The sequence below is a fragment of the Pseudomonas sp. PDM02 genome, assembly GCF_014852285.1.
GTDB lineage: Bacteria > Pseudomonadota > Gammaproteobacteria > Pseudomonadales > Pseudomonadaceae > Aquipseudomonas > Aquipseudomonas migulae.
The window spans coordinates 89,186-115,909 of sequence record NZ_JACVBL010000005.1 but is presented as its reverse complement, the minus strand read 5'-3'; the positions used below and the strand labels follow the sequence as shown (position 1 = coordinate 115,909).

Annotated in this window: 25 protein-coding genes and 1 pseudogene; 8 read left to right on the top strand and 18 right to left on the bottom strand. The window is 60.1% G+C overall.

The features are described 5' to 3' along the window. The first annotated feature begins 97 nt into the window (after window positions 1–97). The gene (serA, locus tag IB245_RS10625; protein ID WP_008040764.1) at window positions 98–1,327 is read left to right on the top strand and encodes a phosphoglycerate dehydrogenase; all 1,230 of its coding nucleotides are present in this window, start codon (window positions 98–100) and stop codon (window positions 1,325–1,327) included. A 62-nt stretch (window positions 1,328–1,389) separates the two neighbouring features. Here serA and IB245_RS10620 read toward each other — a convergent pair whose 3' ends face one another. Next, entirely contained in the window at window positions 1,390–1,815 is a 426-nt protein-coding gene (locus IB245_RS10620) for a DUF4399 domain-containing protein (RefSeq protein ID WP_192227520.1), read from the bottom strand. A gap of 136 nt (window positions 1,816–1,951) precedes the next feature. Between IB245_RS10620 and IB245_RS10615 the strand changes: the two genes are divergently transcribed. Beyond that, window positions 1,952–2,536: a transporter substrate-binding domain-containing protein gene (locus IB245_RS10615; RefSeq protein ID WP_008040763.1), complete on the top strand. Its 585-nt coding sequence runs from the start codon at window positions 1,952–1,954 to the stop codon at window positions 2,534–2,536. Between the two features lie 138 nt (window positions 2,537–2,674). On the opposite strand, the gene IB245_RS10610 is transcribed toward IB245_RS10615, so the two are convergent. Further along, window positions 2,675–3,154 (bottom strand): DUF523 domain-containing protein, encoded by a 480-nt coding sequence (locus IB245_RS10610; protein WP_192227519.1) that lies wholly within the window; start codon window positions 3,152–3,154, stop codon window positions 2,675–2,677. 2 nt (window positions 3,155–3,156) lie between these two features. Continuing rightward, window positions 3,157–3,789: a 2OG-Fe(II) oxygenase gene (locus tag IB245_RS10605; RefSeq protein ID WP_192227518.1), complete on the bottom strand. Its 633-nt coding sequence runs from the start codon at window positions 3,787–3,789 to the stop codon at window positions 3,157–3,159. 108 nt (window positions 3,790–3,897) lie between these two features. Here IB245_RS10605 and IB245_RS10600 point away from each other — a divergent pair, with 108 nt between their 5' ends. After that, on the top strand, window positions 3,898–4,650 hold the full coding sequence (locus tag IB245_RS10600) for a DUF2059 domain-containing protein (RefSeq protein WP_192227517.1): 753 nt from the start codon (window positions 3,898–3,900) through the stop codon (window positions 4,648–4,650). 119 nt (window positions 4,651–4,769) lie between these two features. On the opposite strand, the gene IB245_RS10595 is transcribed toward IB245_RS10600, so the two are convergent. Beyond that, window positions 4,770–5,717, bottom strand: a complete 948-nt coding sequence (locus IB245_RS10595; RefSeq protein ID WP_008026053.1) for an alpha/beta hydrolase — start codon at window positions 5,715–5,717, stop codon at window positions 4,770–4,772. 97 nt (window positions 5,718–5,814) lie between these two features. Between IB245_RS10595 and IB245_RS10590 the strand changes: the two genes are divergently transcribed. Continuing rightward, window positions 5,815–6,396, top strand: coding sequence for a DUF6436 domain-containing protein (locus IB245_RS10590; protein WP_192227516.1), 582 nt, complete (start codon window positions 5,815–5,817; stop codon window positions 6,394–6,396). A 107-nt stretch (window positions 6,397–6,503) separates the two neighbouring features. Next, complete coding sequence (locus IB245_RS10585) at window positions 6,504–8,915, top strand: penicillin acylase family protein (RefSeq protein WP_192227515.1); 2,412 nt, start codon at window positions 6,504–6,506, stop codon at window positions 8,913–8,915. A gap of 117 nt (window positions 8,916–9,032) precedes the next feature. Here the strand turns inward: IB245_RS10585 and IB245_RS10580 are convergent, their stop codons facing one another. After that, entirely contained in the window at window positions 9,033–9,998 is a 966-nt protein-coding gene (locus IB245_RS10580; RefSeq protein WP_008040757.1) for a GlxA family transcriptional regulator, read from the bottom strand. A 304-nt stretch (window positions 9,999–10,302) separates the two neighbouring features. Between IB245_RS10580 and IB245_RS10575 the strand changes: the two genes are divergently transcribed. Continuing rightward, window positions 10,303–10,944, top strand: a complete 642-nt coding sequence (locus tag IB245_RS10575) for an HD domain-containing protein (protein ID WP_192227514.1) — start codon at window positions 10,303–10,305, stop codon at window positions 10,942–10,944. A 124-nt stretch (window positions 10,945–11,068) separates the two neighbouring features. On the opposite strand, the gene IB245_RS10570 is transcribed toward IB245_RS10575, so the two are convergent. The 8 genes and pseudogenes from IB245_RS10570 to IB245_RS10535 form a co-directional block, all read right to left on the bottom strand. Then, window positions 11,069–11,962 carry an ABC transporter permease subunit gene (locus tag IB245_RS10570; RefSeq protein WP_008026042.1) on the bottom strand — a complete coding sequence of 298 codons (894 nt, stop codon included), beginning with the start codon at window positions 11,960–11,962 and terminating at the stop codon, window positions 11,069–11,071. Continuing rightward, entirely contained in the window at window positions 11,959–12,840 is an 882-nt protein-coding gene (locus IB245_RS10565; protein ID WP_177318183.1) for an ABC transporter permease subunit, read from the bottom strand. The genes IB245_RS10570 and IB245_RS10565 overlap by 4 nt, the downstream gene beginning before the upstream one ends. Before the next feature lie 35 nt (window positions 12,841–12,875). Continuing rightward, window positions 12,876–14,018: an ABC transporter ATP-binding protein gene (locus tag IB245_RS10560; RefSeq protein ID WP_192227513.1), complete on the bottom strand. Its 1,143-nt coding sequence runs from the start codon at window positions 14,016–14,018 to the stop codon at window positions 12,876–12,878. Window positions 14,019–14,089: 71 nt separating this feature from the next. Next, a complete protein-coding gene (locus IB245_RS10555) occupies window positions 14,090–15,187 on the bottom strand; it encodes a polyamine ABC transporter substrate-binding protein (protein WP_008026036.1) in 1,098 nt (365 codons plus the stop codon). Window positions 15,188–15,431: 244 nt separating this feature from the next. Beyond that, window positions 15,432–16,544, bottom strand: coding sequence for a polyamine ABC transporter substrate-binding protein (locus tag IB245_RS10550; RefSeq protein WP_008026034.1), 1,113 nt, complete (start codon window positions 16,542–16,544; stop codon window positions 15,432–15,434). Window positions 16,545–16,714: 170 nt separating this feature from the next. Beyond that, window positions 16,715–18,079: an aspartate aminotransferase family protein gene (locus IB245_RS10545; RefSeq protein WP_008026032.1), complete on the bottom strand. Its 1,365-nt coding sequence runs from the start codon at window positions 18,077–18,079 to the stop codon at window positions 16,715–16,717. 58 nt (window positions 18,080–18,137) lie between these two features. Then, window positions 18,138–19,496 carry a glutamine synthetase family protein gene (locus IB245_RS10540; RefSeq protein WP_008026030.1) on the bottom strand — a complete coding sequence of 453 codons (1,359 nt, stop codon included), beginning with the start codon at window positions 19,494–19,496 and terminating at the stop codon, window positions 18,138–18,140. Window positions 19,497–19,596: 100 nt separating this feature from the next. Beyond that, a pseudogene (locus tag IB245_RS10535) lies at window positions 19,597–19,914 on the bottom strand (gamma-glutamyl-gamma-aminobutyrate hydrolase family protein); the annotation flags it as partial. 278 nt (window positions 19,915–20,192) lie between these two features. Here IB245_RS10535 and IB245_RS10530 point away from each other — a divergent pair. Together IB245_RS10530 and IB245_RS10525 are read left to right on the top strand one after the other, a co-directional pair. After that, entirely contained in the window at window positions 20,193–21,569 is a 1,377-nt protein-coding gene (locus tag IB245_RS10530) for a glutamine synthetase family protein (RefSeq protein ID WP_008026026.1), read from the top strand. A 201-nt stretch (window positions 21,570–21,770) separates the two neighbouring features. Beyond that, entirely contained in the window at window positions 21,771–22,409 is a 639-nt protein-coding gene (locus IB245_RS10525) for a TetR/AcrR family transcriptional regulator (RefSeq protein ID WP_008040751.1), read from the top strand. A 188-nt stretch (window positions 22,410–22,597) separates the two neighbouring features. Here IB245_RS10525 and IB245_RS10520 read toward each other — a convergent pair whose 3' ends face one another. Genes IB245_RS10520 through IB245_RS10500 form a run of 5 tightly spaced genes read right to left on the bottom strand, consistent with a single transcriptional unit; the run spans window position 22,598 to window position 26,580 of the window. After that, window positions 22,598–22,813: a TOBE domain-containing protein gene (locus IB245_RS10520; RefSeq protein ID WP_003229256.1), complete on the bottom strand. Its 216-nt coding sequence runs from the start codon at window positions 22,811–22,813 to the stop codon at window positions 22,598–22,600. A gap of 33 nt (window positions 22,814–22,846) precedes the next feature. Then, window positions 22,847–23,653, bottom strand: coding sequence for an aliphatic sulfonates ABC transporter ATP-binding protein (gene ssuB / locus IB245_RS10515; RefSeq protein ID WP_008040746.1), 807 nt, complete (start codon window positions 23,651–23,653; stop codon window positions 22,847–22,849). After that, entirely contained in the window at window positions 23,650–24,432 is a 783-nt protein-coding gene (gene ssuC / locus IB245_RS10510; protein ID WP_192227512.1) for an aliphatic sulfonate ABC transporter permease SsuC, read from the bottom strand. Before ssuC ends, ssuB begins: the two co-directional genes overlap by 4 nt. 8 nt (window positions 24,433–24,440) lie before the next feature. After that, the gene (gene ssuD, locus IB245_RS10505; RefSeq protein ID WP_008026018.1) at window positions 24,441–25,589 is read right to left on the bottom strand and encodes an FMNH2-dependent alkanesulfonate monooxygenase; all 1,149 of its coding nucleotides are present in this window, start codon (window positions 25,587–25,589) and stop codon (window positions 24,441–24,443) included. A gap of 25 nt (window positions 25,590–25,614) precedes the next feature. Next, window positions 25,615–26,580 (bottom strand): sulfonate ABC transporter substrate-binding protein, encoded by a 966-nt coding sequence (locus IB245_RS10500; RefSeq protein ID WP_008026015.1) that lies wholly within the window; start codon window positions 26,578–26,580, stop codon window positions 25,615–25,617. Window positions 26,581–26,724: the final 144 nt, after the last annotated feature.

Genomic DNA, 26,724 nt, shown 5'->3' with positions numbered 1-26,724 from the left:
CCCAACGGCTGTTCTGCGGCGACGGCTGTCGTGCCGTCGGGGTCAGCGTCTGTTGACCATTTCCTGCCATTTTTCTCCGGGATACAGGTTTACGCAGATGAGCAAGACTTCTCTCGATAAGAGCAAGATCAAGTTCCTTCTTCTCGAAGGCGTCCACCAATCGGCTGTCGACGTTCTCAAGTCGGCGGGCTACACCAGCATCGAGTACCTCACGGGTTCTCTGCCGGAAGCCCAGCTGAAGGAAAAGATCGCTGATGCTCACTTCATCGGCATTCGCTCCCGCACTCAACTGACCGAAGAGATCTTCGATCACGCGAAGAAGCTCGTCGCTGTAGGTTGTTTCTGCATCGGCACCAACCAGGTTGACCTGAACGCTGCCCGCGAACGCGGCATCGCAGTGTTCAACGCTCCGTACTCCAACACTCGCTCCGTTGCCGAGCTGGTGCTGGCCGAAGCGATCCTGTTGCTGCGCGGCATCCCTGAGAAGAACGCTTCCTGCCACCGTGGCGGCTGGATCAAAAGCGCGGCCAACTCCTTCGAAATCCGCGGCAAGAAGCTCGGCATCGTCGGTTATGGCTCGATCGGTACGCAACTGTCGGTCCTGGCTGAAGGCCTGGGCATGCAGGTTTACTTCTACGACACCGTGACCAAGCTGCCTCTGGGTAACGCGACCCAGGTCGGCAACCTGCACGAGCTGCTGGGCATGTCCGATATCGTGACCCTGCACGTTCCGGAAACCGCTGCGACCCAGTGGATGATCGGCGAGCAGGAAATCCGCGCCATCAAGAAGGGCGGCATCCTGATCAACGCCGCTCGCGGCACCGTAGTCGAACTGCAAGCCCTGGCGGACGCGATCAAGGACAAGCACCTGATCGGCGCGGCCATCGACGTATTCCCGGTGGAGCCACGCTCCAACGACGAAGAGTTCGAAAGCCCGCTGCGTGGCCTGGACAACGTGATCCTGACCCCGCACATCGGCGGTTCCACCGCTGAAGCGCAAGCCAACATCGGTCTGGAAGTGGCCGAGAAACTGGTCAAGTACAGCGACAACGGTACGTCGGTATCGTCCGTGAACTTCCCGGAAGTGGCCCTGCCGGCTCACCCTGGCAAGCACCGTCTGCTGCACATCCACGAGAACATTCCGGGTGTGATGAGCGAGATCAACAAGGTCTTCGCCGAAAACGGCATCAACATCTCCGGTCAGTTCCTGCAGACCAACGAGAAAGTCGGCTACGTGGTGATCGACGTAGACGCCGAGTACTCGGACCTGGCGCAACAGAAGCTGCAACACGTCAACGGCACCATCCGTAGCCGCGTGTTGTTCTGATAGCGACTTGAGCGACAAAAAAGGAGACCTCCGGGTCTCCTTTTTTTTGGGCGCGACTAACGTTACTTAACGTTGACGGTGATTTTCTCGGAGAGGATCGGCGGATCGAACGGCATGTGGTTGCTATCGCCAAGTTCGAGTTGCAAGGTGTGCTTGCCGGGCGTCAGCGTTACTTCAGCCTGAGTCTGCGCGTTGCCGAAATGCTGGTGGTTGGCATCTTTGGGGATCGGCGCACCGGCGGCTGGCAACTCATCGACATCAATCAACAAGTGGTGATGGCCAGTGTTCTTGGTGGGATCACCCGCCGGGGCCAGCGCAACGTTCTCGACAGCGAACTTCACGACGACAGTCTGCGGGACCGTCGCACCGTCTTCAGGAGAAACGATGGACACTTCAGCACCCTTGGGTGCCGGCGTAGCCGCACTGGCCAGCACCGAAACACCCATCAGCAGGCCAGCCAGCGCAGCACGTGACATAAAGGTTTTCATTCTCTTCTCCAGTTTTTTCGTAAAATCCATGTGACCATGACAACTTCATGGCCATTCGTTGTCGAAGGCACTCGACAACCATAGCAAAGCGAGCCTGAACCAGCGCATCGCGATAAATGTATTCAAAGGAGTGACCATGCGCTTTTTGCCTGGCCTGATCTGCCTGCTACCCCTTTTGAGCCCTTTGGCTCATGCCGAACTGATTGACGATGTAAACGACCGCGGTGAATTGCGTATTGCCCTTGAGGCTAATACACCACCTTTCAATTTCAAGGACGATGGCCAACTCTCGGGCTTCGAAGTCGAACTGGGCCAACTGCTGGCCAATGAACTGGATGTAAGGGCTGACTTCGTCGTCACCGATTCCAGCGATCTGTTGACCGGTGTTGAAAGCGGCAAGTACGACATCGCCATCAATCACATAACAGAGACTCCAGCGCTCAAGGATCGTTTCGACTTCAGCGAGCCTTACATTCACACCGATGCGCATCTGATCGCGCAGAAAGAAGAGCCGCGTTCAATCCTGTTGGTGCAGTCGCTAACGCAAGAAAAGCCGAAAGCGGCCCCGGCCGAGAACCTGGCCATTCCGTTTCAGAAAGGGAACCCGGCGTTTCATGCCAGCCTGGAGAACGCGTTGCAGCGGATAAAGGCGGATGGGCGACTGGAGGCACTGGAGAAGAAATGGTTTGGGGCGGATGCCGCCGAGATACCGAAACCCTAAGGCCACGGACGATCATATTGATCACCGCGATCCCCCTGTAGGAGCCGGCTTGCTGGCGATAGCGGTTTAACATTCAACAATTGCGCTGACTGTTACACCGCTATCGCCAGCAAGCCGGCTCCTACAAGGGATTTGGGTTTAGAGTTGCAGTGCAGCGGCGGCTTCAGCCAGTTCCAGTTCGCTGAAGACCTGCACGCCATGGCGCTTGAGCAACGCCGCCGTCACGCCTTCGCCGCTGACTTTCACGCCGCTGAACGTGCCGTCATAGGTCAACAGGTTGCCGCACGACGGGCTGTTGGCCTTGAGCACAGCGATGCGGATGTTGTGTTTCTGTACCAGCTCCAGCGCCTGGTAAGCACCGCTCAGAAACTGCGCGCTGACATCCTCGCCCTCGGTGGTAATCACCGCCGCCTGCCCCTCCAGCACTTCACTGCCCTGCCCGCCCGGAATCTCCGCCGCCGCCCGTGGCGTCGGCAAGCCACCGGCAACTTCCGGACACAACGGCACGACGCGACCTTCGTCGACCCACTGTTGAAGCTGATCGAACGGCCCGCTGGCACCGCCGTCGTAACGCACGCGGTGGCCAAGCAGACAGCGACTTACCAGAATTTTCTGCATGATCAGAACGGCTCGTTGCCACGACGCCGGAACCAGCCGGTCAACGACAGGCGATCGCGGGTCGCGGGCAGGACTTCGTGGGGCACTTCGCCCGACAGGAACACCACCAGGCATCCGCCGGTGGGCACCACATCGTATTCGACGCCTTCCTTGAGGTACATGCGCAACTGACCGCCGTGCTCCGGCAGCCAGGCGTCGTTGAGGTAGACCACTGCCGAGACCATGCGCCGATCATCGTCGCGGAAGCGGTCGACATGCTTGAGGTAGAAAGCGCCGGGCGGGTACATCGCGAAATGGCTTTCAAAGTCTTCGAGGCCCAGATACAACCCGCGATTCAATGCCTCGCGCAGGCTGTCCATCAATTGCAGGTAACTCTCGCAAGCCAGCGCCTGACCCGGCTCGATCCACTGGATTCGGTCGCCGCGAATTCCCTCGCGAATCTCCGATGTCGGCCCGCGGCCTACGGCGGCCGGGGCCAATTCACCCTCGGCAGCACGTTTACGGCACTCAGCCGCCAGTTCTTGGGTCAGACCCAAGGGCAGGAAAATATTCTGCTGCGACCAGCCGCGCTCGGCCAGGTCGTCGACGATACGTAACAGCAGCGGGTGATCAGAGGGTATTCGCATGGCGCGCATAGTATTCCTGTGCCGGAAAATCCGACAGAGCCGCGCGGCGGCTTGATACGAATTCTCGACAAGTCCCTATGCCACACGGAGAATAGTCGCCTGCTGACAGGAGTCCCTATGCGCCGTTTGCTTTTCTCACTGATGATGTTCTGCGTTTTGCCCGCTTGGGCAGACGGCCACGACCAGTTGTACAAGGTCGCCGGCTGGCCAGAACAACGCGCGCATTTCAGTGATGCCCTTTCAGCCGCTCAGCAGCGTTACCAGAACAGCCTGCCGCCCGCCGTGTTTCAGGCGCTGGTGAACAACAGCAATCAGCGCTTTGCCCCGCAGGCCGTAGACCAGCGCGCCGAAGCGCAATTGCGCAAAACCCTGGCCGATCCTAAACCTGCACTGGCTTTTTTCCAGTCGCCGCTGGGCAAGAAGATCGTCGCCGCCGAGTTGCTGGCGACCCGTCGCGATCAACTGGCGAAGAACGCCAAAGGCCTGCCGAAGATTCAGGCCAGCGACAGCCGCACGCTGATCATCGGTCACCTCGCCCAGGCCTTGCCCGCGCGGGAGGCCGGTGCGGAAGTCAGCCTGGCGATTGCCGGCGTCGCGGCCGACAGCCTGAGTTCGATGATCCCCGGCCTGCTCGGTGGCGGTCAGGCGCAGGGGCTGTTGAACGGTCAGCGTCAGCGCTTGATGGACCAGATCGGCAGCGACCTCAACAACACGTTGCTGTATGTCTATCGCGATCTGTCGGATGACGAGCTGGAAGAGTTCGCCACGTTTGCCGAGTCGGCGGAAGGCAAGGCGTATTACCAGGCGGCGTTGGCGGCGATTCGGGCAGGGTTGGCGGTGGGGCAAACCCCTTCGAACCTCAGTCAGTAATCTCGGCGCCTGCAAGGGCCTCTTCGCGAGCAAGCCCGCTCCCACAGTTGACCGTGTTTTCCCAAACAACTCGGTCAACTGTGGGAGCGGGCTTGCTCGCGAAGAGGCCCTGACAGGCACTACAAATTCCGGCCCTTGATCCGCTTCGTCAAAAACCCGAAATACTCCCCGCGCAACGCCACCGTCTCATTCGCCAAATGATGCCGCGCCTCAGGCAACATCAACACCTGAGGCCGATCGAACTTGGCTTTCAACACCTCAAGATTGTGCTGCCAATCCACCGTCATGTCCGCCTGCCCCTGCACGATCAGTGGCCGTCGAGTGCTGTCCGGCGCAGCTTCGATGCGTTTGATCCAGCGCGCCAGCGCCCCAACCCAGGCCGTCGGCAAGCGCAGCGGTTGCAGCGGGTCGGCTTGCAGGAACGGCAGGAAATCCGGGTCGTTGGAGTTCTCGCTGAAGCGTCGGGCGATGGCTTTGACGAACGGCTTGAGCAGGTAATAACTGAGCTGCGACCAGCCCCAGGCGCGCGGCCTCACCAGCGGCGACAACAGGATCACCTGGCCCTGGGCCGGGCTGCCCGCCCCTTCGTTAAGCACATGGTCGATCACGATGGCGCCACCGGTACTTTGACCGCACAGGTGCCAAGGCTGCGGCAGATCGAGAGATTTCGCCTCGGCGAACAGCCCTTGCAGCGTGTCCTGATACTCGGCGAAATCGTTGATGCTCGCACGCTCGCCGCTGGACAGACCATGCCCCGGCAAGTCGCAGGCAATCACCGCGAAATCCTGATTCAGCGCCCACTCGATCACGTGCCGGTAGAGCCCGGTGTGATCGTAGAAACCGTGGAACACAAACAGCGTCGCCTTCGCCCGCTCCGGCCACCACACCTGGCCGACCACGTCATAAGCGTCCACTTCAAAACGCCCCAGGCCCCTGCGCAACTGACGCCCCGGAAAATCCAGCCCGTAGAACCGCTGGTAGGCCTGCGCCTCCTCGGACAGCGGCTGCCACTCGGCCAGGGGCCGCAGGCTGGCACGCAAATGATCGGGGGCGAAAGTGGCGGACATGGGCGATTCCAGAGCACGAAGCGGACTTTATAAGCCTGCGATATTCATCTGTCGCGGCAAGCATGGCAAGCTGGGCGACCTTCGAGGATCGACACCCATGCGTTCGCCCTACCGCACCCCACTGCTTGCCTGCCTGCTCGCCCTCGTGTGCGCCGGTGTTTTATGGGCGGCGTACGACTGGTTTCAAGGACGCTACCTGCGAGCGTTCAGCGAACACACGGCGGTGTTTTCCGGTGACCCGTTGCACTTGCCCGACAACCTCGCCGGCCCCGGCGCCATTCGCCTGGTGCACTTCTGGGACCCGGCCTGCCCGTGCAACGTCGGCAATCAACAACACCTGAGCGAACTGGTCGAGCAGTATGTGCCACAGGGCGTCGAGTTTTATGCGGTACAAAAACCCGGCAGCCACGGCCAGTTGCCGAGCACGCTGAGCAGCCTGAAAACCATCACCGTCCTCCCGGGTTCCGAACAGATCCCGGCCAGCCCGGCCGTGGCGATCTGGGACCGCAGCGGCAAACTGGCCTACTTCGGCCCTTACAGCGAAGGCCTGACCTGTAATTCGAGCAACAGCTTCATTGAGCCGATCCTACAAGCGTTAAACGCGGGCCGCACCGTCAATGCCACGCACACGCTGGCCGTCGGGTGTTACTGCCCGTGGCCCGCCGACACAAAGCAGTAAGACCGCGCAGACGCGAATCCCTCCTAAGGGCGATGGGCCGATTCGGCAAGCCGTGTTAAACAGTGGCGCCAGGGAACTGCTGCCACTAATAACAACAAGGAGTCACCATGAAACGTAGCCTGACCGTTCTCGCACTGCTGATAGTCGCGCTCGCCGCAGGTGCCGGCGGGTACATCTACAGCAAGCAACCGACGCGCCAGGGCATGGTCGAGCTGCAACACTTGCAAGGCTCCGTCACCGTCCGTTACGACGAACGCGGCATCCCGCACATCCGCGCCGAAAACGAAACCGACCTGTACCGCGCCCTCGGCTATGTGCACGCCCAGGACCGGCTGTTTCAGATGGAAGTCCTGCGCCGCCTCGCCCGTGGTGAACTGGCCGAAGTGCTGGGCCCCAAACTACTCGACACCGACAAGCTGATGCGCAGCCTGCGCATTCGCGAACGCGCCGAAACCTACCAGGCGAACATGGATAAGCAATCGCCGGCCTTCATCGCCATGCAAGCCTATCTGGACGGCATCAACCAGTATCAGGACAGCCATGCAAAACCTGCGGAGTTCGATGTACTGGGCATTCCAAAACGCCCGTTCACCGCGCAGGACACCATCAGCATCGCCGGTTACATGGCCTACAGTTTTGCCGCGGCGTTTCGCACCGAACCCTTGCTGACCTACGTGCGTGATCAACTGGGTGCCGAGTACCTGAACGTCTTCGATCTCGACTGGCAGTCCAAAGGCGTGCTGGCGAACAACCACAGCAGCACCCCGCCGCCTCTCGCCAGCGCCGACTGGAAAGACCTCAACACTCTCGCCCGCCTGAGCGAACAGGCTCTGGCCGACAACGGTTTACCGCAGTTCGAGGGCAGCAACGCCTGGGTCGTCGCTGGCAATCGGACCAAAAGTGGCAAGCCGCTGCTGGCGGGTGATCCGCACATTCGCTTCTCTGCGCCGTCGGTGTGGTACGAAGCGCAGCTCTCGGCGCCGGGCTTCGAGCTCTACGGCCACTATCAGGCGTTGATGCCGTTCGCCTCGCTGGGGATGAACCGCGACTTCGGCTGGAGCATCACCATGTTCCAGAACGACGACCTCGATCTGATCGCCGAGAAGGTCAACCCGGACAACGCCAACCAGGTCTGGTATCGCGGCAAGTGGGTGGACATGGTCACCAGCGAACAGCAGATCGCGGTCAAGGGGCAGCCGCCGGTGAAGTTGCTGCTGCGCCAGTCGCCACACGGGCCGATCGTCAACGATGCGCTGGGCAACAGCGTCGGCAAGACGCCCATCGCCATGTGGTGGGGTTTTCTCGAAAGCCAGAACCCGATCCTCGAAGGTTTCTACCAGCTCAACCGTGCCGACACCCTGGCCAAGGCGCGCAGTGCCGCCGCCAAGGTCCAGGCGCCGGGCCTGAATATCGTCTGGGCCAACGCCAAGGGCGACATCGGCTGGTGGGCGGCGGCGCAACTGCCGAAGCGTCCAGCAGGTGTGCGGCCGTGGTTCATCCTCGACGGCAGCAGCGCCGAAGCGGACAAGGACGGCTTCTACCCGTTCAGCGCCAACCCGCAGGAAGAGAACCCGGCGCGGGGCTACATTGTCTCGGCCAACTTCCAGCCCGTGTCGCCGACCGGCATGGAGATCCCTGGTTACTACAACCTCGCCGATCGTGGGCAGCAGCTCAATCGCCAGCTCAGCGACAAGGCCGTGAAGTGGGATCTGGAGGCAAGCCAGAAGCTGCAACTGGGCACCACCACCGCCTACGGCCCGCGTTTGCTCGCGCCGTTGTTACCGGTGCTGCGCGAGGTGGTGAGCGATCCGGCCGAATTGAAACTGGTGGAACAACTGGCCCAGTGGACAGGCGACTACCCGCTGGATTCCACCAGCGCCACGCTGTTCAACCAGTTCCTGTTCAACCTCGCTGACGCGACGATGCACGATGAGCTGGGCAACGACTTTTTCGAGACGCTGCTCTCGACCCGGGTGATCGACGCTGCGCTGCCGCGCCTGGCGGCGAACGCCGACTCGCCGTGGTGGGACAACCGCAACACCCTCGGCAAGGAAACCCGCGCCGACACGGTCAAGGTGGCGTGGCAAGCGAGCCTCGCGCACCTCAAGAGCACGCTGGGTGCGGACTTCGCGCAATGGCAGTGGGGCAAGGCGCATACGCTGACCCATGGTCATCCGCTGGGGCAACAGAAGCCGCTGGACCGGATTTTCAATGTCGGGCCGTTCGCGGCGCCGGGCACTCACGAGGTGCCAAACAACCTCTCGGCCAAGATCGGCCCGGCGCCATGGCCGGTGACTTATGGGCCGTCGACCCGACGCCTGATCGACTTCGCCGACCCGGCGCACAGCCTGACCGTCAACCCGGTGGGCCAGAGTGGCGTGCCGTTTGACCGGCATTTTGATGATCAGGCTGAGGCGTACGTCGAAGGGGTGTATTTCCAGGCGCATCTCAATGATGAAGAGGTGACAGCGAATACGCGGAGTACGTTGAAGCTGTTGCCGGCGCGGGCTGCGCCATAGATTTGTGTTGGCCGGGCTGATGTCTTCGCGGGCAAGCCTCGCTCCTACAAGTGACCTATTCCTGTAGGAGCGAGGCTTGCCCGCGAAGAGGCCCTGACTGACCACACAAATGTCAGCTCAAACCATCGCCGCAAAATTCAACCTGAACTGCTGCGGCGTTACCCCCAACCGGCGATTGAAAACACTGCGCATATGCTGCGCATCGCGAAACCCGCACTGATACGCCACCGTCTTCAACGGCGCAACGGTGCTTTCGAGCATCACCCGCGCCGCATCCACCCTCGCCCGTTCGACGAATTCCGCCGGGGTGACCTTCGCCTCTTTGGCAAACACCCTGGAAAAGTTGCGGGCGCTCATGTTGGCGGCGTTGGCCAGGTCAGCAATGGTCAGATCGCCGGTCAGGTTGGCCAGCACATAATGCTGAACCATCGCCACCGCCGACGTCGGCTCGGCGTGGGGCGTGAGGAATGGACTGAACTGCGATTGCCCGCCCGAGCGCTGCGTGAACACCACCAGTCGCTTGGCCACGCTGAGCGCCACTTCCGGCCCATGATCCCGGGCCAACAAGTACAACGACAGATCGATCCCCGCCGTGACCCCGGCCGAGGTATAGAGCTCGCCGTCCTGCACGTACAAGCGATCAGCCTCGACCTGCGTCGAAGGGCACAACGCTGCAAGTGCAGCGGCATCGCCCCAATGAGTCGTCACCGTCCGCCCTTCGAGCAAGCCTGCCCGGGCGAGCATGAATGCACCGTTGCAGATCGAGCCGAACCGTTGCGCCAGCGCGCTGGCATCGCGCAGCCAGGCATCGAAGGCCGCGCCGAAATCCATGAACGGCAACTGCGGCCCACCGGCCACCAGCAACAAGTCGTACGCCCCCAGCGCCTCGCTGAAATGCCGATGGGCATTAAGGGATAAACCGTTGGAACACGGCATCACACCGCGCTCGACACCGATCACCTCCAGTTGATAGTGATCCTGCGGCGCGAGGAAACGATTGGCCTCGGAAAACACATCCATGGGGCCGGTGACGTCCAGGGACTGAACGCCGGCGAACACCACGATGGCAACGGTTTTACTCATAACAAGGAACACCCTCAATGCACGCAGACTTTGTAGGAGCCGGCTTGCTGGCGATGGAGGGTCAGTCGACATCAATGTTGCTGACATACCATCGCCAGCAAGCCGGCTCCTACAAGGTGTGCGCATGACGTAAATCCATGCGCAGGACCTCAACCGTAGCCAATCCGCGCCCAACAAGCGAGGTTGGCGCGATATGCATGCTCATTGGCAAGGATCGCAGCCATGGATCGATTGTCCGGTTTTGGGGCCGGGAACAGACTTGTCCCATCAGCGCCGCCACGGCGCACCCCACGAGGACAGCACCATGAGCAGCACCATCGCCGGCATCAAAATCCCCGACAGTGCATTGGCCCGGGCCACCACGGAATACATTCGCGACGTCGAATCCGACCTGCTTTATCACCACTCGCGCCGGGTGTTTCTGTTCGGCGCTTTGAGCGGTGAACGCAAGCAACTGGCCTACAACCCGGAGCTGTTGTACGTCGGCGCGATGTTCCATGACTTGGGTCTGGTGGAAGGTCATCGCAGCGACGATGAACGCTTCGAAGTCGATAGCGCCAACGCCGCCAAAGCATTTCTCAAGCCTTATGGCCTGAGCGATGACGACATTGAGCAGGTGTGGTTGTCGATTGCCCTGCACACCACGCCGAACGTAGTGCATCACCTGCGCCCCAACGTGGCATTGGTGACGGCGGGCGTTGAAATGGATGTGCTGGGGATCGACTACGCGGCATTTCCCACGGCGCAGCGTGAGGCGGTGGTGCATGCGCATCCACGGGGCGAGGGGTTCAAGGAGTGCATCCTGTGTGCGTTCGCCAATGGCTTCAAGCACAAGCCGGACACCACGTTCGGTACGGTGAACGCGGATGTGCTGGTGGACAGCGAGCCAGGGTTCAAGCCGATGAACTTCGTCGAGATCATCCGCAAGTCTCCCTGGATTGCATAAAACCTGTAGGAGCCGGCTTGCTGGCGATGGAGGGTCAGCAACATTGATGTCGACTGACACACCATCGCCAGCAAGCCGGCTCCTACAGTGGGTTTGGGTTGGCCACGTAATTGTGGCCAACGCTTTAAGCCGCTTCCGGCGCCTGCTGCGCGCGACGCACGTCCGGTTGCTTCCACGAATCGGCAGCGCTTTCTTCGATGGCCTGCTGAATCGCACGCTTGCGGCTTTCTTCGGCACGGCGGCTGAAGAACCAGACCAGGAAGGTCATCAACGACACCGCCAGCAGAATCAGGCTGGCCACGGCGTTGATCTCAGGCTTCACGCCCAGACGCACCGCCGAGAACACTTCCATCGGCAAGGTCGTCGACCCCGGCCCCGACACGAAGCTGGCCAACACCAGGTCATCCAGCGACAGCGCGAACGACATCATGCCGCCCGCACCCAGGGATGGCGCGATCATCGGGATGGTGATCAGGAAGAACACCTTCCACGGCTTCGCCCCGAGATCCATGGCGGCCTCTTCGATGGACAGGTCCAGCTCACGCAAGCGCGCCGACACCACCACCGCCACATACGCCGCACAGAACGTGGTGTGGGCGATCCAGATGGTGACGATGCCTCGCTCTTGCGGCCAACCGATCATCTGCGCCATGGCCACGAACAGCAGCAACAGCGACAGACCGGTGATCACTTCGGGCATCACCAGCGGCGCGGTGACCAGGCCACCGAACAACGTACGACCCTTGAAGCGGGTAATGCGGGTCAGGACGAATGCGGCCAACGTGCCCAGCGCCACAGCGGCAATCGCCGTGTAGCAGGCGATTTCCAGCGAACGCACCACCGAGCCCATCAGTTGGGTGTTGTCCATCAGGCCGACGTACCACTTGATCGACCAGCCGCCCCACACTGTCACCAGTTTCGAGGCGTTGAACGAGTAGATCACCAGGATCAGCATCGGCGCGTAGATAAACAGCAAACCCGCGATCAGCATGAAACTCGAGAAACGGAAGCGCTTCATTCTTTACCCTCCATTTCCTTGGCCTGACTGCGGTTGAACAGGATGATCGGCACAATCAGGATCAACAGCATCACCACCGCCAGGGCAGACGCCACCGGCCAGTCACGGTTGTTGAAGAACTCTTGCCAGAGCACTTTACCGATCATCAGGGTTTCCGGACCGCCCAGCAGTTCCGGGATCACGAACTCGCCCACCACTGGAATGAACACCAGCATGCAACCGGCGACGATGCCGTTCTTGGACAGCGGAATGGTGATCTTCCAGAAGCTGTTGAACGTACTCGAACCGAGGTCGGACGCCGCTTCCAGCAGGCTGTTGTCGTGCTTCACCAGGTTGGCGTAGAGCGGCAGGATCATGAACGGCAGGTACGAATAAACCACGCCGATGTACACCGCCAGGTTGGTGTTGAGGATCTGCAGCGGTTCGTCGATCCAGCCCATGCTCATCAGGAAACCGTTGAGCAGACCGTTGTTGCTGAGAATGCCCATCCACGCGTAAACGCGGATCAGGATCGCGGTCCAGGTCGGCATCATGATCAGCAGCACCAGCACCGTTTGCAGCTCTTTGCGGGCACTGGCAATGGCGTAGGCCATCGGGTAACCGATCAGCAGGCAGAGGATGGTGCTGATCAGCGCCATCTTCAACGAACCGAGGTAAGCGGCGATGTACAACTCATCGTCGCCGAGCATCGCGTAGTTGCCGAGGTTGAGCAGCACCTGCAGCTTCTGGTCTACGAAGTTATAGATTTCGGTGTACGGCGGAATGGCCACGTCGGCTTCAGCGAAGCTGATCTTCAGGACGATGAAGAACGGCAGCATGAAGAACATGAACAGCCAGAGGAACGGAACCCCGATGACCAGCTGACGGCCACCGGGAATTATTCGATTGAGGCGGCGTTTGAATTTGCGCATGTTCATGAGCGAAGTACCACGCCGCTGTCGTCTTCCCACCACACGTAAACCTGGTCACCCCAGGTTGGGCGCTGACCACGGCGTTCGGCGTTGGCGACGAAGGACTGGACGATCTTGCCGCTCGGCAGCTCGACGTAGAACACCGAGTGGCCACCGAGGTAGGCGATGTCGTGCACCTTGCCGCTGGACCAGTTGTATTCGCAGGTCGGCATGTCCGGCGTCACCAGCAGTTTTTCCGGACGGATCGCGTAGGTCACGGATTTGTCCTGCACCGAGGTGCTGATGCCGTGGCCCACGTAGATCTGGCGATCCAGGTCTTTGCAGGTGATGGTCGCATGGCCTTCGGCGTCGTCGATCACTTCACCGTCGAAGATGTTGACGTTGCCGATGAACTCGCAGACCAGGCGGCTGGTCGGGGTTTCGTAGATGTCGATCGGGCTGCCGATCTGGGCGATCCAGCCCAGGTGCATGATCGCGATGCGCTCGGCCATGGTCATGGCCTCTTCCTGGTCGTGGGTCACCATGACGCAGGTTACGCCGACGCGCTCGATGATCTCGACCAGCTCAAGCTGCATTTGCGAACGCAGCTTCTTGTCCAGCGCACCCATCGGTTCGTCGAGCAGCAACAGCTTCGGTCGCTTGGCCAGCGAACGCGCCAGGGCAACACGCTGACGCTGACCACCGGAGAGTTGATGCGGCTTGCGCTTGGCGTACTGGGTCATCTGAACCAGCTTGAGCATGTCGGCCACGCGGGCATCGACTTCCGCCGCAGGCAGCTTGTCCTGCTTGAGGCCGAAGGCGATGTTCTGCGCCACGGTCATGTGCGGGAACAGGGCGTACGACTGGAACATCATGTTGATCGGCCGCTCGTAGGGCGGCATGTCGGTGATGTCTACGCCATCGAGGAAAATGCGCCCCTCCGTGGGCCGTTCGAAGCCTGCGAGCATGCGCAGCAACGTGGACTTGCCCGATCCCGAACCGCCGAGCAGGGCGAAAATCTCGCCTTTCTTGATTTCCAGGGACACATCGTCCACGGCAATCGTCTCGTCGAACTTCTTCGTGACCCGGTCGATTTTGACCAGCACCTGTTTAGGTGACTGGTCGCCCTCGAGGGCTTTCTTATAGGCGCCGGAGGCAACTGCCATTTACGAAACTCCCAAAAAAAAGAGTGCAGTTCGCTCAAGGTGAGCCAACCTGGATAGTTTGAGCCCTGAAGCTATTTGCCCGACTTGACCTTGGTCCAGCTGCGGGTCATCAAACGTTGAATGTTTGGTGGTAACTCGACCGACACGTAGGTCTTGTCGAGGACTGCTTGCGGTGGATAAACCGACTCGTCGGTGCGGATGGACTGCTCCATCAATTTGTCCGAGCCAGGGTTGGGGTTCGCATAGCCAACAGAATCACTGACCTGTGCGATCACCTCGGGTTTCAACAAATAGTTGATGAAGGCGTGGGCCTCTTTGACGTTGCCCGAATCCTTCGGAATCGCGAGCATGTCGAACCACAGCGCACCGCCCTCTTTGGGAATGGTGTAGGCGATGTTCACGCCTTTCTTCGCTTCAGCCGCACGGTTGCGGGCCTGGAACATGTCGCCGGAAAAACCGATCGCGATGCAGATATCGCCGTTGGCCAGATCCGCGATGTATTTGGAGGAGTGGAAGTAGGTCACGTAAGGCCGCACCGCCAGCAACTTGGCTTCAGCCTTTTTGTAATCTTCGGGGTTGGTGCTGTTGGCGTTCAGGCCCATGTAGTTGAGGACCGTCGGCATCATTTCATCGGCGGAGTCGAGGAACGCCACGCCGCAACTCTGCAGCTTCTTGATGTTCTCCGGCTCGAACACCGCACTCCAGGAATCGATCTTGTCGACGCCCAGCACAGCCTTGATCTTGTCGACGTTGTAACCGATGCCGTTGGTGCCCCACAGGTAAGGGACGGCGTACAAGTTGCCCGGATCGTTTTGTTCCAGACGCTTGAGCAATACGGGGTCGAGGTTCGAGTAGTTCGGCAACTTCGACTTGTCGAGTTTCTGGAAAGCACCGGCCTTGATCTGCTTGCCGAGGAAGTGGTTCGACGGCACGACCACGTCATAACCGGTACGCCCGGCGAGCAACTTGCCCTCCAGGGTTTCGTTGGAGTCAAAGACGTCATACACCGGTTTGATACCGGTCTCTTTCTGGAAGTCGGCCAGGGTGGTCTCGCCGATGTAGTCCGACCAGTTATAAATATGCACCGTGCCGGCAGCCTGGACACTGACAGCCATCGTCAGTCCGGCACCGGCCAGCAATGCATTGCGCAACAAAGAAAAAATAGGCAAGTGGAGGTCCTCTAAAATTAGTTGGGCCCAAGTTGCCCCGCGTTACATGACAGTCGTAGCTGCCCAGCAACAAAACCGGCGCGCAACTTACCCTCGAAAAACCGTTCCAGCAAAACTTTTATACGGATACCTGTAGGAGCGAGCCTGCTCGCGATGGTCGTCAACGATGACGCTGGGTGCCTGACACCCAGCGGTGCTCTCAGGTTCATCGCGAGCAGGCTCGCTCCTACAGGGGTTTTGCTACTTACTTACCGGATTTGATCTTGGTCCAGCTGCGAGTCAGGATCCGCTGGGTCGCGGCCGGCAAATCGGCAATCGCGTACAGCTTGGCCAGCACATCGGCAGGCGGGTAGACACCCGGATCTTCGGTGATTTCTTTTTCGACCAGAGGAGTGGCCGCCGCGTTACCGTTCGGGAAACGTACCGCGTTGGTGATTTCAGCCATGATTTCCGGCTTTTGCAGGAAGGTCATGAACTTGTAGGCGCCTTCGACGTTTTCGGCATCTTTAGGGATAGCGACCATGTCGTAGAAGCTGCCGGCACCTTCTTTCGGAATGTTGTAGCTGACTTTCACCTTGTCACCGGCTTCGGCGGCGCGCGCTTTGGCCTGGTAGATGTCACCCGAGTAACCCACGGCTACGCAGATGTTGCCGTTGGCCAGGTCGGAGATGTACTTGGACGAGTGGAAGTAGCCAACCGAAGGACGAATCTTCAGGAACAGCGCTTCGGCTTCGGCCAATTGTTTTTTGTCCTGGCTGTCGGTTGGATAGCCCAGGTAGTGCAACGCCACCGGAATCATCTCGGTTGGCGAATCAAGGAAACTGACGCCACACGATTTCAACTTGGCGATGTTTTCAGGTTTGAACAACAGGTCCCAGGAATTGGTCGGTGCATCGGCGCCCAGTGCAGCCTTGACCTTCTCGGCGTTGAAGCCGATACCGATCGAACCCCACATGTACGGGAAGGCATGTTCGTTGCCCGGGTCGCTCACCGATACCGCTTTGAGCAGGTCAGTGTTCAGGTTCTTCCAGTTAGGCAGCTTGGACTTGTCCAGCTTCTGGTAAACGCCGGCCTTGATCTGCTTGGCCAGGAAGTTGTTCGACGGTACGACGATGTCGTAACCGGACTTGCCTGCCAGCAACTTGGCTTCCAGGGTTTCGTTACTGTCGAATACGTCGTAGACGACTTTGATGCCGGACTCGGTTTCGAACTTCTTGATGGTGTCCGGAGCGATGTAATCGGACCAGTTATAGACGTGCAACACCTTGTCGTCCGCCTGAACCGCACCCGCCATAATGCCCATCAGGGACATGGCGAGAAGTGTCTTGCCAGCAAGCTTTTTTCCTAATGCCTTCATGCGTAATGCTCCAAATTTTTTCTTTTTTGAACCACTTTGTTCAGCGGCCAAACCCGGGCAACTGGAACCGCGGCTAGTCTGGCAAGATCGGTGGCGGTCTTTCAAGGAAAGGCCGCCGTTTGCGACTGCCCTGAGCGAAAGTTTCATGTCTCCCGCTCAGAGCCTAGCACTTAGCCCTGCAACGCACTCAGGGTCAGGTCCAGGCACTTGCGTGCCTTGGTCACCAGCTCATCGATTTCAGCCTTGGTGATCACCAGTGGCGGAGCAATGATCATGGTGTCGCCGACGGCACGCATGATCAGGCCGTTGTCGAAGCAGAACGTGCGGCAGATCATGCCGACGCCCTTGCCTTCGTAACGCTTGCGCGTGGCCTTGTCCTGAACCAGTTCGATGGCCCCCAACAGCCCCACCCCGCGCACTTCCCCCACCAACGGGTGATCGCTCAGTTCCCGCAAACGTTTCTGCAAGTAAGGTGCCGTTTCTGCATGAACGCGCTCGATAATTTTTTCTTCGCGCAGGATGCGGATGTTTTCCAGCGCCACCGCCGCCGCCACCGGGTGCCCGGAATAGGTGAAACCGTGGTTGAAGTCGCCGCCCTCGTTGAGCACCGCCACCACTTCGTCACGCACGATCAGGCCACCCATCGGGATGTAGCCGGACGTCAGGCCTTTGGCGATGGTCATCATGTCGGGTTTGAGGCCGTAGAAATCGGTACCGAACCACTCACCGGTGCGGCCGAAACCACAGATCACTTCGTCCGCCACGAACAGGATGTCGTACTTGGCGAGGATTTCCTTGATGCGCGGCCAGTAGGTGTCTGGCGGAATGATCACGCCACCGGCACCCTGGATCGGCTCGGCAATAAAGGCACCGACGTTATCCACGCCGATTTCCAGAATCTTCTCTTCCAGCTGATTGGCTGCCCACACACCGAACTCTTCCGGCGTCATGTCGCCGCCTTCACTGAACCAGTAAGGCTGGGCGATGTGGACGATGCCCGGGATCGGCAAGTCGCCTTGTTCGTGCATGTACGTCATGCCACCCAGGCTCGCGCCGGCCACGGTGGAACCGTGATAACCGTTCTTGCGGCTGATGATGACTTTCTTCTTCGGCTGGCCCTTGATCGCCCAATAGTGGCGGACCATACGCAGCATGGTGTCGTTGCCTTCGGAGCCGGAACCGGTGAAGAACACATGGTTCATGCCTTCTGGCGCGATGTCGGCAATGGCCTTGGCCAGCTCGAGCACCGGCGGGTGAGCGGTCTGGAAGAACAGGTTGTAGTAAGGCAACTCGCGCATTTGCTTGCTGGCGGCATCAGCCAGTTCATCGCGACCGTAGCCGATCGCTACGCACCACAGGCCGGCCATGCCGTCGAGGATCTTGTTGCCTTCGCTGTCCCAGAGGTAAACGCCCTTGGCGTTGGTGATGATCCGCGGGCCTTTCTCTTTCAGCTGCTTGAAGTCGCTGAACGGGGCCAGGTGGTGATCGTTGCTCAGGGTTTGCCATTCACGGGTTTGCGGGTTGTTGCTGGTCATGCGAACTCTCCTAAGATTTCGGTGAAAGGCGCCGCCAAAAGCAGCGGCGCCCGGCGCATCAGACGGCGAAGAGCAGGAATTCCCGCTCCCAGGAGCTGATCACGCGCTTGAAGTTTTCATGCTCGGCCCGCTTGACCGCGACGTAGCCAGTGATGAATTTCTTGCCCAGGTATTTCTCGATGGTCGCGCTGTTTTCCATGCGATCCAGCGCGTCCTCGATGGTCAGTGGCAGGCGCAGGTTGCGGCGTTCATAGCCGCGCCCCACCACCGGCGCACTTGGGTTCAAGCCTTCGACCATGCCGATGTAACCGCAGAGCAGGCTCGCGGCAATCGCCAGGTACGGGTTGGCATCAGCCCCCGGCAGGCGGTTTTCCACCCGACGGTTTTGCGGCCCGGCATCCGGCACCCGCAGGCCCACGGTGCGGTTCTCTTCGCCCCACTCCACGTTCACCGGCGCCGACGTATCCGGCAGGAAGCGGCGGAACGAGTTGACGTTCGGGGCGAACAGCGGCAACAGCTCGGGGATCAGTTTCTGCAAGCCACCGATGTGATGCAGGAACAACTGGCTCATGGTCCCGTCTTCATTGGAGAAGACGTTCTTGCCGGTCTCAATGTCGATGATGCTCTGGTGCAGGTGCATCGCGCTGCCCGGCTCGCCGGTCATCGGCTTGGCCATGAAAGTGGCGGCCACGTCGTGCTTGAGCGCGGCTTCGCGCATGGTGCGTTTGAACACCAGGATCTGGTCGGCCAGGGACAGGGCATCGCCGTGACGGAAGTTGATTTCCATCTGCGCCGTGCCGTCCTCGTGGATCAGCGTGTCGAGGTCCAGCTCCTGCAGTTCGCACCAGTCATAAACGTCTTCGAACAACGGATCGAATTCGTTAGCCGCTTCAATCGAGAACGACTGGCGACCGATTTCCGGGCGCCCCGAGCGACCGATTGGCGGTTGCAGCGGGTAGTCGGGGTCGTCGCTACGCTTGGTCAGGTAAAACTCCATCTCCGGCGCCACGATTGGCTGCCAGCCCTTGTCGGAATAGAGCTTCAGAACCTTTTTAAGCACGTTGCGCGGCGACAGCTCGATCGGGTTGCCTTGCTTGTCATAAGTGTCGTGGATCACCTGGGCGGTCGGCTCGATGGCCCATGGCACCAGGAACACTGCATTCGAGTCGGGACGGCAGATCATGTCGATGTCGGCCGGGTCGAGCAGTTCGTAATAGATGTCGTCTTCGACATAGTCGCCGGTCACGGTCTGCAACAGAACGCTCTCGGGCAGGCGCATGCCTTTTTCAGCAATGAACTTGTTGGTCGGCGAAATCTTGCCCCGGGTGATCCCGGTCAAGTCGGCGATCATGCATTCGACTTCTGTGATCTTGTGGTCTTTCAACCAATCGGTGAGCTGGTCGAGGTTGTTACTCATAAATGCCTCTTAGGCTGAGTTTCCTGACTCTTATAAGTCAGGCGTTGTTTGACGCACGGGCGTCGCTTGGTACAGATTGCCACTGCAATTGCCGCGCACAAATACCTGCCTCGACGACGGCATGGGTGAACGGGAACAATGCAAGGCGTGCAGAATCATGAGCGATGACCGACACGTTGGTCGGGCCAGCCAGGTAAAACGGTTCTATATTGGAAGGACAACCCGTAAAGAGAATGTCGCGCAGACCGTCCAGAATATCGGACGGAACCAGCCGGTTTGCCGGGGAAGGAAGAGTCGACGGCACGCCTTTGGCAACACGGGCCCTGGCGTGAGCGTAACGATCGCCACTGATGTGATAAGCATGCAGACCGATCTGCGTAGAGCAGACGGCGACGCCGATTAACGGCAGGCGAGACATGAAGCACCCCGGTATTATTGCTGTTATGGGTTTGAATCGAGCTTAGCCTTGTTCATTTTTTTACACAACACCCCCGTAAAAAATACAACACGGCCCGCTCAAGCCCGCGGACGGCAAAGCATTCAAAGGCATAAAAACGCCCCAAAGTGCCTCAAAAAAGCCTCATGAGCGCTTTTTTAGGGCAAAAAAGGCCTCGCTTGACTTCGGCATGCCGTTCGGGTTGACTGGAATCCGAAGAGATCAATGATTGATATTTTTAACAACAAAGGTGTTGCATCATGTCGGTACCCCCGCGTGCCGTTCAGCTTAACGAAGCGAACGCGTTCCTTAAGGAACATCCTGAGGTTCTGTACGTTGACCTTCTGATTGCGGATATGAATGGTGTGGTGCGCGGCAAGCGCATTGAACGCACCAGCCTCCACAAGGTTTACGAGAAAGGCATCAACCTGCCGGCCTCTCTATTTGCTCTGGATATCAACGGCTCGACGGTGGAAAGCACCGGCCTGGGCCTGGACATCGGCGATGCTGACCGAATCTGCTATCCAATCCCCGACACCCTGTGCAATGAGCCCTGGCAGAAGCGCCCTACCGCGCAACTGTTGATGACCATGCACGAACTCGAAGGCGAGCCATTCTTCGCCGACCCGCGCGAAGTGCTGGCCAATGTGGTGCGCAAGTTCGACGAAATGGGCCTGACCATCTGCGCCGCGTTCGAACTGGAGTTCTACCTGATCGACCAGGAGAACGTGAACGGCCGTCCGCAACCACCTCGCTCACCGGTTTCCGGTAAACGCCCGCACTCGACACAGGTCTACCTGATCGACGACCTCGACGAATACGTCGACTGCCTCCAGGACATTCTGGAAGGTGCAAAAGAGCAAGGCATCCCGGCCGACGCCATCGTCAAGGAAAGTGCCCCGGCGCAGTTCGAAGTGAACCTGCACCACGTGGCCGACCCGATCAAGGCCTGCGACTACGCGGTCCTGCTCAAGCGCCTGATCAAGAACATCGCCTACGACCATGAGATGGACACCACCTTCATGGCCAAGCCTTACCCGGGCCAGGCGGGCAACGGTCTGCACGTCCACATTTCGATTCTTGATAAAGACGGCAAAAACATTTTTGCCAGCGAGGATCCCGAGCAGAACGCCGCGCTGCGACACGCGATCGGCGGTGTGCTCGAGACCCTACCGGCGCAGATGGCTTTCCTCTGCCCGAACGTCAACTCCTACCGTCGTTTCGGCGCACAGTTCTATGTGCCGAACTCGCCGTGCTGGGGCCTGGACAACCGCACCGTAGCGATTCGCGTACCCACCGGCGCCGCCGATGCCGTGCGCATCGAACACCGTGTAGCCGGCGCCGACGCCAACCCGTACCTGCTGATGGCTTCGGTCCTGGCGGGCGTGCACCACGGCCTGACCAACAAGATCGAGCCGGGCGCACCGGTGGAAGGCAACTCCTACGAGCAAAACGAGCAAAGCCTGCCGAACAACCTGCGCGACGCATTGCGCGAGCTGGACGACAGCGAAGTCATGGCCAAGTACATCGATCCGAAATACATCGATATCTTCGTGGCCTGCAAGGAAAGTGAGTTGGAAGAGTTTGAACACTCCATCTCCGACCTTGAGTACAACTGGTATCTGCATACCGTTTAAGCGGTTGCAGTAAAAGGAACGCCGCAGGCTGACAAAGCTTGCGGCGTTTTTTTATGGCCGCCTGCGGCGGTTCGCGGGCAAGCCTCGCTCCTACAGGGATCTACGTTTCCTCTGTAGGAGCGAGGCTTGCCCGCGAAGGCGGCCGACAAGACAACATAGATGCCTGCTCGTACAATGCCCGCTGCCCCGCAGGAGACTTCAATGACCCGACTCGCCACCCCACGCAAACCCCGCGCCCGCAGCCAGGCCCGGATCGATTCGATACTCGATGCCGCCCGCACGCTGCTGGCCGCCGAGGGCGTGGCCAGTCTGTCGATCTACAGCGTTGCCGAACGCGCGGAAATCCCGCCCTCCTCGGTCTACCACTTTTTCGCCAGCGTCCCGGCCCTGCTCGAAGCGCTGACCGCCGACGTGCACGCGGCTTTTCGCGCCTGCCTGCAAGCGCCCATCGACCACGATGCGCTCAACGGCTGGCGCGACCTGTCGCGGTTGGTGGAACAACGCATGCTCGACATCTACGACGAAGACGCCGCCGCTCGCCAACTGATCCTCGCGCAGCACGGATTGACCGAAGTCACCCAGGCCGATCGTCAGCACGACATTGAGCTGGGCGACCTGATGCACAAGCTGTTCGATCATCATTTCGAACTGCCAAAATTGCCGACTGACGTTGATGTGTTTGCGCTAGCCATGGAGCTGGGTGATCGGGTGTATGCGCGGTCGGTGCAGCAGCATGGGCAGATCACGCCGCGCATGGCCGAGGAAGGGATGCGGGTGTTTGATGCGTATCTGGGGCTGTATTTGCCGCCGTATTTGCCCAAGCGTGCTATTCCTGCCTGATTATTTTTCAGCTGCACCGGCCTCATCGCGAGCAGGCTCGCTCCCACAGGGGAATGCATTCCAAATGTGGGAGTGAGCCGGCTCCGGGCGGCGTTCCGACGATGGCCGCACCGCCGAACTGACTGATTCACGCGAATAAAAAACCCCGAAGGGCTCACGCCCTCCGGGGTCGAGTGCAGTGCACGCCCTTACAACTTGGCGATCGACACCTCGGTGGATTTCACAAACGCGATCACTTCACTGCCGACCACCAGTTCCAGCTCTTTCACCGAGCGGGTGGTGATCACCGACGTGACGATGCCGGAAGCGGTTTGCACGTCGATTTCCGACAGCACGTCACCCAGTACGATTTCCTTGATCGAGCCTTTGAACTGGTTACGAACGTTGATGGCTTTGATAGTCATGATGTTGATTCCTGTCGTTGGATGAGGCTTGAGTTATTGAGCCCAACGCAATTGCGTAGGCAAGGGTGAAACAGGTTCCGGTTCCGGCGGCTGGCCGGGCAACGCGAGGACGCGATTGAGGACTTCGGTCTCCAGCGCCGCCAGCCGATGCGAACCCCGAACCCGAGGGCGCGGCAGTTCCACGTGCAGGTCGAGGCCGACTTCGCCCTCTTCGATCAGGATCACCCGATCGGCAATCGCCACCGCTTCACTGACGTCGTGGGTCACCAGCAACACGGTGAAACCGTGCTTCTGCCAGAGCCGTTCGATCAGTTGCTGCATTTCGATCCGGGTCAGGGCATCCAGCGCGCCCAGCGGTTCGTCCAGCAACAGCAGGCGCGGTTGATGAATCAGCGCGCGGGCCAGGGCCACACGCTGCTTCTGCCCGCCGGACAAGGCCGCCGGCCATTCATTGGCGCGGTCCGCCAGACCCACCGACTCCAACGCTTCCAGCGCTTGTGGCCGCCAGTTGCCCGAGAGCCCGAGGCCGACGTTGTCGATGACCTTTTTCCACGGCAGCAGACGTGCTTCCTGGAACATCAACCGGGTATCTTCCCGTGCGTCACTCAGCGGTGCGGAACCGGCGAGCAATTCACCGCCCGTGGGTTTGTCGAGACCGGCGAGCAATCGCAGCAAGGTACTTTTGCCGCAACCACTGCGACCCACCACGGCGACGAATTGGCCGGCCGGAATGTGCAGATCGATCTCGCGCAGCACCTGCCGCGAACCGAAGGTTTTTTGCAGCTTGCGCACCACCAGCGGAATCCCGCGCAGCAGGCGTGGAGGTTGTTGAGCGGTCATGCGGCACCTCCTTTGGCAACTTGATACGCCGGATGCCAGCGCAGCCACACACGTTCAAGTCCACGGGCCGCGAGGTCGGCCAGTTTGCCGAGCACCGCGTACATCAGGATCGCGAGCACCACCACGTCGGTCTGCAAAAACTCTCGGGCGTTCATTGCCAGGTAGCCAATGCCGGAGCTCGCGGAAATGGTTTCAGCAACGATCAAGGTCAGCCACATGAAGCCCAGCGCAAAACGCACGCCGACCAGAATCGAAGGCAATGCACCCGGCAAAATGACCTGACGAAACAGACTGAAACCGGACAAACCGTAGCTGCGCGCCATCTCCACCAGCGCCGGGTCGACGTTGCGAATGCCGTGGTAGGTGTTGAGGTAGATCGGGAACAAGGTGCCCAACGCCACCAGGAAAATCTTCGCCGACTCATCGATGCCGAACCACAGGATCACCAGCGGAATCAGCGCCAGATGTGGCACGTTGCGGATCATCTGCACCGAACTGTCGAGCAGGCGCTCGCCCCATTTCGACAGGCCGGTAATGAAGCCCAGCGCCAGGCCGATGCCGCCACCGATGGTGAAGCCCAGCGCCGCACGCCAGCCGCTGATGGCCAGGTGCGTCCAGATTTCACCGCTGCGCACCAAGCTCACACCGGCTTCGATCACGGCGATCGGCGCCGGCAGAATCCGTGTCGACAACCAGCCCGCCGACACCGACAACTGCCACACCGCCAACAGCAAAATCGGCAACGCCCAGGGCGCTAGGTTGTGGATGATTCTCTTCATGGCGCGCCTCAGCTCTGGGACGCTGCTTTGGGAAGAATGTCGTTGGCGACCATCTCGCCAAACGGGCTGACGTAACCGGCGCTTTTCGGCAATTCCGGACGCTCGATGTCCAGGTGCGGGAACAGCAACTCGGCGACGCGGTACGACTCTTCCAGGTGCGGATAACCGGAGAAGATGAAGGTGTCGATGCCCAGGTCCGCGTATTCCTTCACGCGGGCGGCCACGGTCGGACCGTCGCCGACCAGTGCAGTACCGGCACCGCCACGCACCAGGCCGACGCCGGCCCACAGGTTAGGGCTGACTTCAAGATTGTCGCGACTACCGCCATGCAGCGCCGCCATGCGTTGCTGGCCCACGGAATCGAAGCGCGCCAGGGAAGCCTGGGCACGGGCAATGGTGTCGTCGTCCAGGTGCGAGATCAGTCGATCCGCCGCTTGCCAGGCTTCGGCATTGGTTTCACGGACGATCACGTGCAAACGAATACCGAAGCGCACCGTGCGGCCAAGCTTCGCGGCTTTGGCGCGAACCTGTTCGATCTTCTCGGCCACGGCGGCCGGCGGTTCGCCCCAGGTCAGGACCATTTCCACTTGTTCGGCGGCCAGGTCTTGCGCGGCTTCCGACGAGCCGCCGAAATACAGCGGCGGACGCGGTTGCTGGATCGGCGGATAGAGCAACTTGGCGCCTTTCACGCTGATGTGCTGACCGTCGTAATCGACGGTTTCGCCTTCCAGCACGCGACGCCAGATGCGGGTGAATTCCACCGAAGCCTGATAGCGCTCTTCGTGGGTCAGGAACAAACCATCGCCGGCCAATTCTTCCGGATCACCGCCGGTCACCAGGTTGAACAGCGCACGACCGCCGGACAGACGATCCAGTGTCGCGGCCTGACGCGCAGCCACCGTCGGGGAAATGATCCCGGGGCGCAGGGCGACAAGGAATTTCAAACGCTGGGTCACCGGGATCAGCGACGCGGCCACCAGCCACGAGTCTTCGCACGAGCGGCCAGTGGGAATCAGCACCCCGCCGAAGCCCAGGCGATCCGCCGCTTGCGCGACTTGTTGCAGGTAACCGTGGTCAACGGCGCGAGCGCCTTCGGCGGTGCCAAGGTAATGGCCGTCGCCGTGGGTAGGCAGGAACCAGAAGATATTGAGGCTCATGGAGTGGTCTCCTTGGGGAATCGAATTACTGCGCTTTGGCAACGGCTGCCGGCGGCGTCCAGATCACGTCTTTGATGCTGAGCGGCTTCGGAATCAGCTTGAGCTGGTAGAAGCTGTCGGCGATTTTCTGTTGCGCAGCGACCACTTCCGGGGTCAGGAACAACGCGCCGTAGCCCTGGCGTTTCACCGAGGTCAGGGTGATGTCTTCCGGCAAGCCGAGCAGTGGCGAGACCTGCTTGGTCACGTCTTCAGGATTGGCCTTGGACCATTCGCCGACGGCGCGCACTTCTTCCACGAGGGTCTTGATCACCTCAGGATTTTTCTGTGCGTAAGGCTTGGTCGCCAGGTAGAACTGATGGTTGTCGACGATGCCCTTGCCATCGCGCAGGGTGTGCGCTTGCAGCTGTTTCTCGGCGGCGGCCTGGTACGGGTCCCAGATGACCCAGGCATCGACACTGCCACGCTCGAACGCGGCGCGGGCATCGGCCGGCGGCAGGAAGACGGTCTGGATGTCGGTGTATTTGAGGCCGGCGTCTTCGAGCGCGCGGACCAACAGGTAGTGAACGTTGGAGCCTTTGTTGAGCACGACTTTCTTGCCCTTGAGGTCCTTCACCGATTTGATCGGCGAGTCCTTCGGCACCAGGATCGCTTCGCTGTGCGGCGCAGGCGGTTCGTAGGCGACGTAGAGCAGATCGGCGCCCGCCGCTTGAGCGAAGACCGGAGGCGTTTCGCCGGTGACACCGAAGTCGATGGAGCCGACGTTCAGGCCTTCAAGCAGCTGCGGGCCGCCGGGGAATTCAGTCCATTGCACATCGACGCCTTGGGCGGCGAGGCGTTTTTCCAGGGTGCCTTTGGCTTTGAGCAGCACCAGGGTGCCGTACTTTTGATAGCCGATCCGCAGGGTTTCAGCTTGTGCTTGAGTAATGGCGCCGAAGGTTACAGCCGCAGCAAACAGAGCGACCAGACCACGACGCAAAATGACAGTGCGCATAGCGCTCTCCTTTTTGCAGTTGGGTTTTGGCTGCACCTGCTAAACCGTTGACGGCTGAGTAAGGTGAGTTTTTTGTCTGAAAAGTGCCTGCGCTCGATCATGCTGCGTTAAAAGTCAGCTCGGAATGCTCATTGACTAACGTCA

Excerpts from the sequence above, each read along its gene's own strand:
- IB245_RS10500 (WP_008026015.1), bottom strand. The coding sequence starts at position 26,580 with ATGCGCACTGTCATTTTGCGTCGTGGTCTGGTCGCTCTGTTTGCTGCG.
- IB245_RS10620 (WP_192227520.1), bottom strand. The coding sequence starts at position 1,815 with ATGAAAACCTTTATGTCACGTGCTGCGCTGGCTGGCCTGCTGATGGGT.
- IB245_RS10605 (WP_192227518.1), bottom strand. The coding sequence starts at position 3,789 with ATGCGCGCCATGCGAATACCCTCTGATCACCCGCTGCTGTTACGTATC.
- IB245_RS10615 (WP_008040763.1), top strand. The coding sequence starts at position 1,952 with ATGCGCTTTTTGCCTGGCCTGATCTGCCTGCTACCCCTTTTGAGCCCT.
- IB245_RS10590 (WP_192227516.1), top strand. The coding sequence starts at position 5,815 with ATGCGTTCGCCCTACCGCACCCCACTGCTTGCCTGCCTGCTCGCCCTC.
- IB245_RS10545 (WP_008026032.1), bottom strand. The coding sequence starts at position 18,079 with ATGACCAGCAACAACCCGCAAACCCGTGAATGGCAAACCCTGAGCAAC.
- IB245_RS10560 (WP_192227513.1), bottom strand. The coding sequence starts at position 14,018 with ATGGCAGTTGCCTCCGGCGCCTATAAGAAAGCCCTCGAGGGCGACCAG.
- IB245_RS10600 (WP_192227517.1), top strand. The coding sequence starts at position 3,898 with ATGCGCCGTTTGCTTTTCTCACTGATGATGTTCTGCGTTTTGCCCGCT.
- IB245_RS10530 (WP_008026026.1), top strand. The coding sequence starts at position 20,193 with ATGTCGGTACCCCCGCGTGCCGTTCAGCTTAACGAAGCGAACGCGTTC.
- IB245_RS10540 (WP_008026030.1), bottom strand. The coding sequence starts at position 19,496 with ATGAGTAACAACCTCGACCAGCTCACCGATTGGTTGAAAGACCACAAG.
- IB245_RS10520 (WP_003229256.1), bottom strand. The coding sequence starts at position 22,813 with ATGACTATCAAAGCCATCAACGTTCGTAACCAGTTCAAAGGCTCGATC.
- IB245_RS10585 (WP_192227515.1), top strand. The coding sequence starts at position 6,504 with ATGAAACGTAGCCTGACCGTTCTCGCACTGCTGATAGTCGCGCTCGCC.
- IB245_RS10580 (WP_008040757.1), bottom strand. The coding sequence starts at position 9,998 with ATGAGTAAAACCGTTGCCATCGTGGTGTTCGCCGGCGTTCAGTCCCTG.
- IB245_RS10610 (WP_192227519.1), bottom strand. The coding sequence starts at position 3,154 with ATGCAGAAAATTCTGGTAAGTCGCTGTCTGCTTGGCCACCGCGTGCGT.
- IB245_RS10550 (WP_008026034.1), bottom strand. The coding sequence starts at position 16,544 with ATGAAGGCATTAGGAAAAAAGCTTGCTGGCAAGACACTTCTCGCCATG.
- ssuB (WP_008040746.1), bottom strand. The coding sequence starts at position 23,653 with ATGACCGCTCAACAACCTCCACGCCTGCTGCGCGGGATTCCGCTGGTG.
- ssuC (WP_192227512.1), bottom strand. The coding sequence starts at position 24,432 with ATGAAGAGAATCATCCACAACCTAGCGCCCTGGGCGTTGCCGATTTTG.
- IB245_RS10570 (WP_008026042.1), bottom strand. The coding sequence starts at position 11,962 with ATGAAGCGCTTCCGTTTCTCGAGTTTCATGCTGATCGCGGGTTTGCTG.
- IB245_RS10525 (WP_008040751.1), top strand. The coding sequence starts at position 21,771 with ATGACCCGACTCGCCACCCCACGCAAACCCCGCGCCCGCAGCCAGGCC.
- ssuD (WP_008026018.1), bottom strand. The coding sequence starts at position 25,589 with ATGAGCCTCAATATCTTCTGGTTCCTGCCTACCCACGGCGACGGCCAT.
- IB245_RS10595 (WP_008026053.1), bottom strand. The coding sequence starts at position 5,717 with ATGTCCGCCACTTTCGCCCCCGATCATTTGCGTGCCAGCCTGCGGCCC.
- IB245_RS10575 (WP_192227514.1), top strand. The coding sequence starts at position 10,303 with ATGAGCAGCACCATCGCCGGCATCAAAATCCCCGACAGTGCATTGGCC.
- serA (WP_008040764.1), top strand. The coding sequence starts at position 98 with ATGAGCAAGACTTCTCTCGATAAGAGCAAGATCAAGTTCCTTCTTCTC.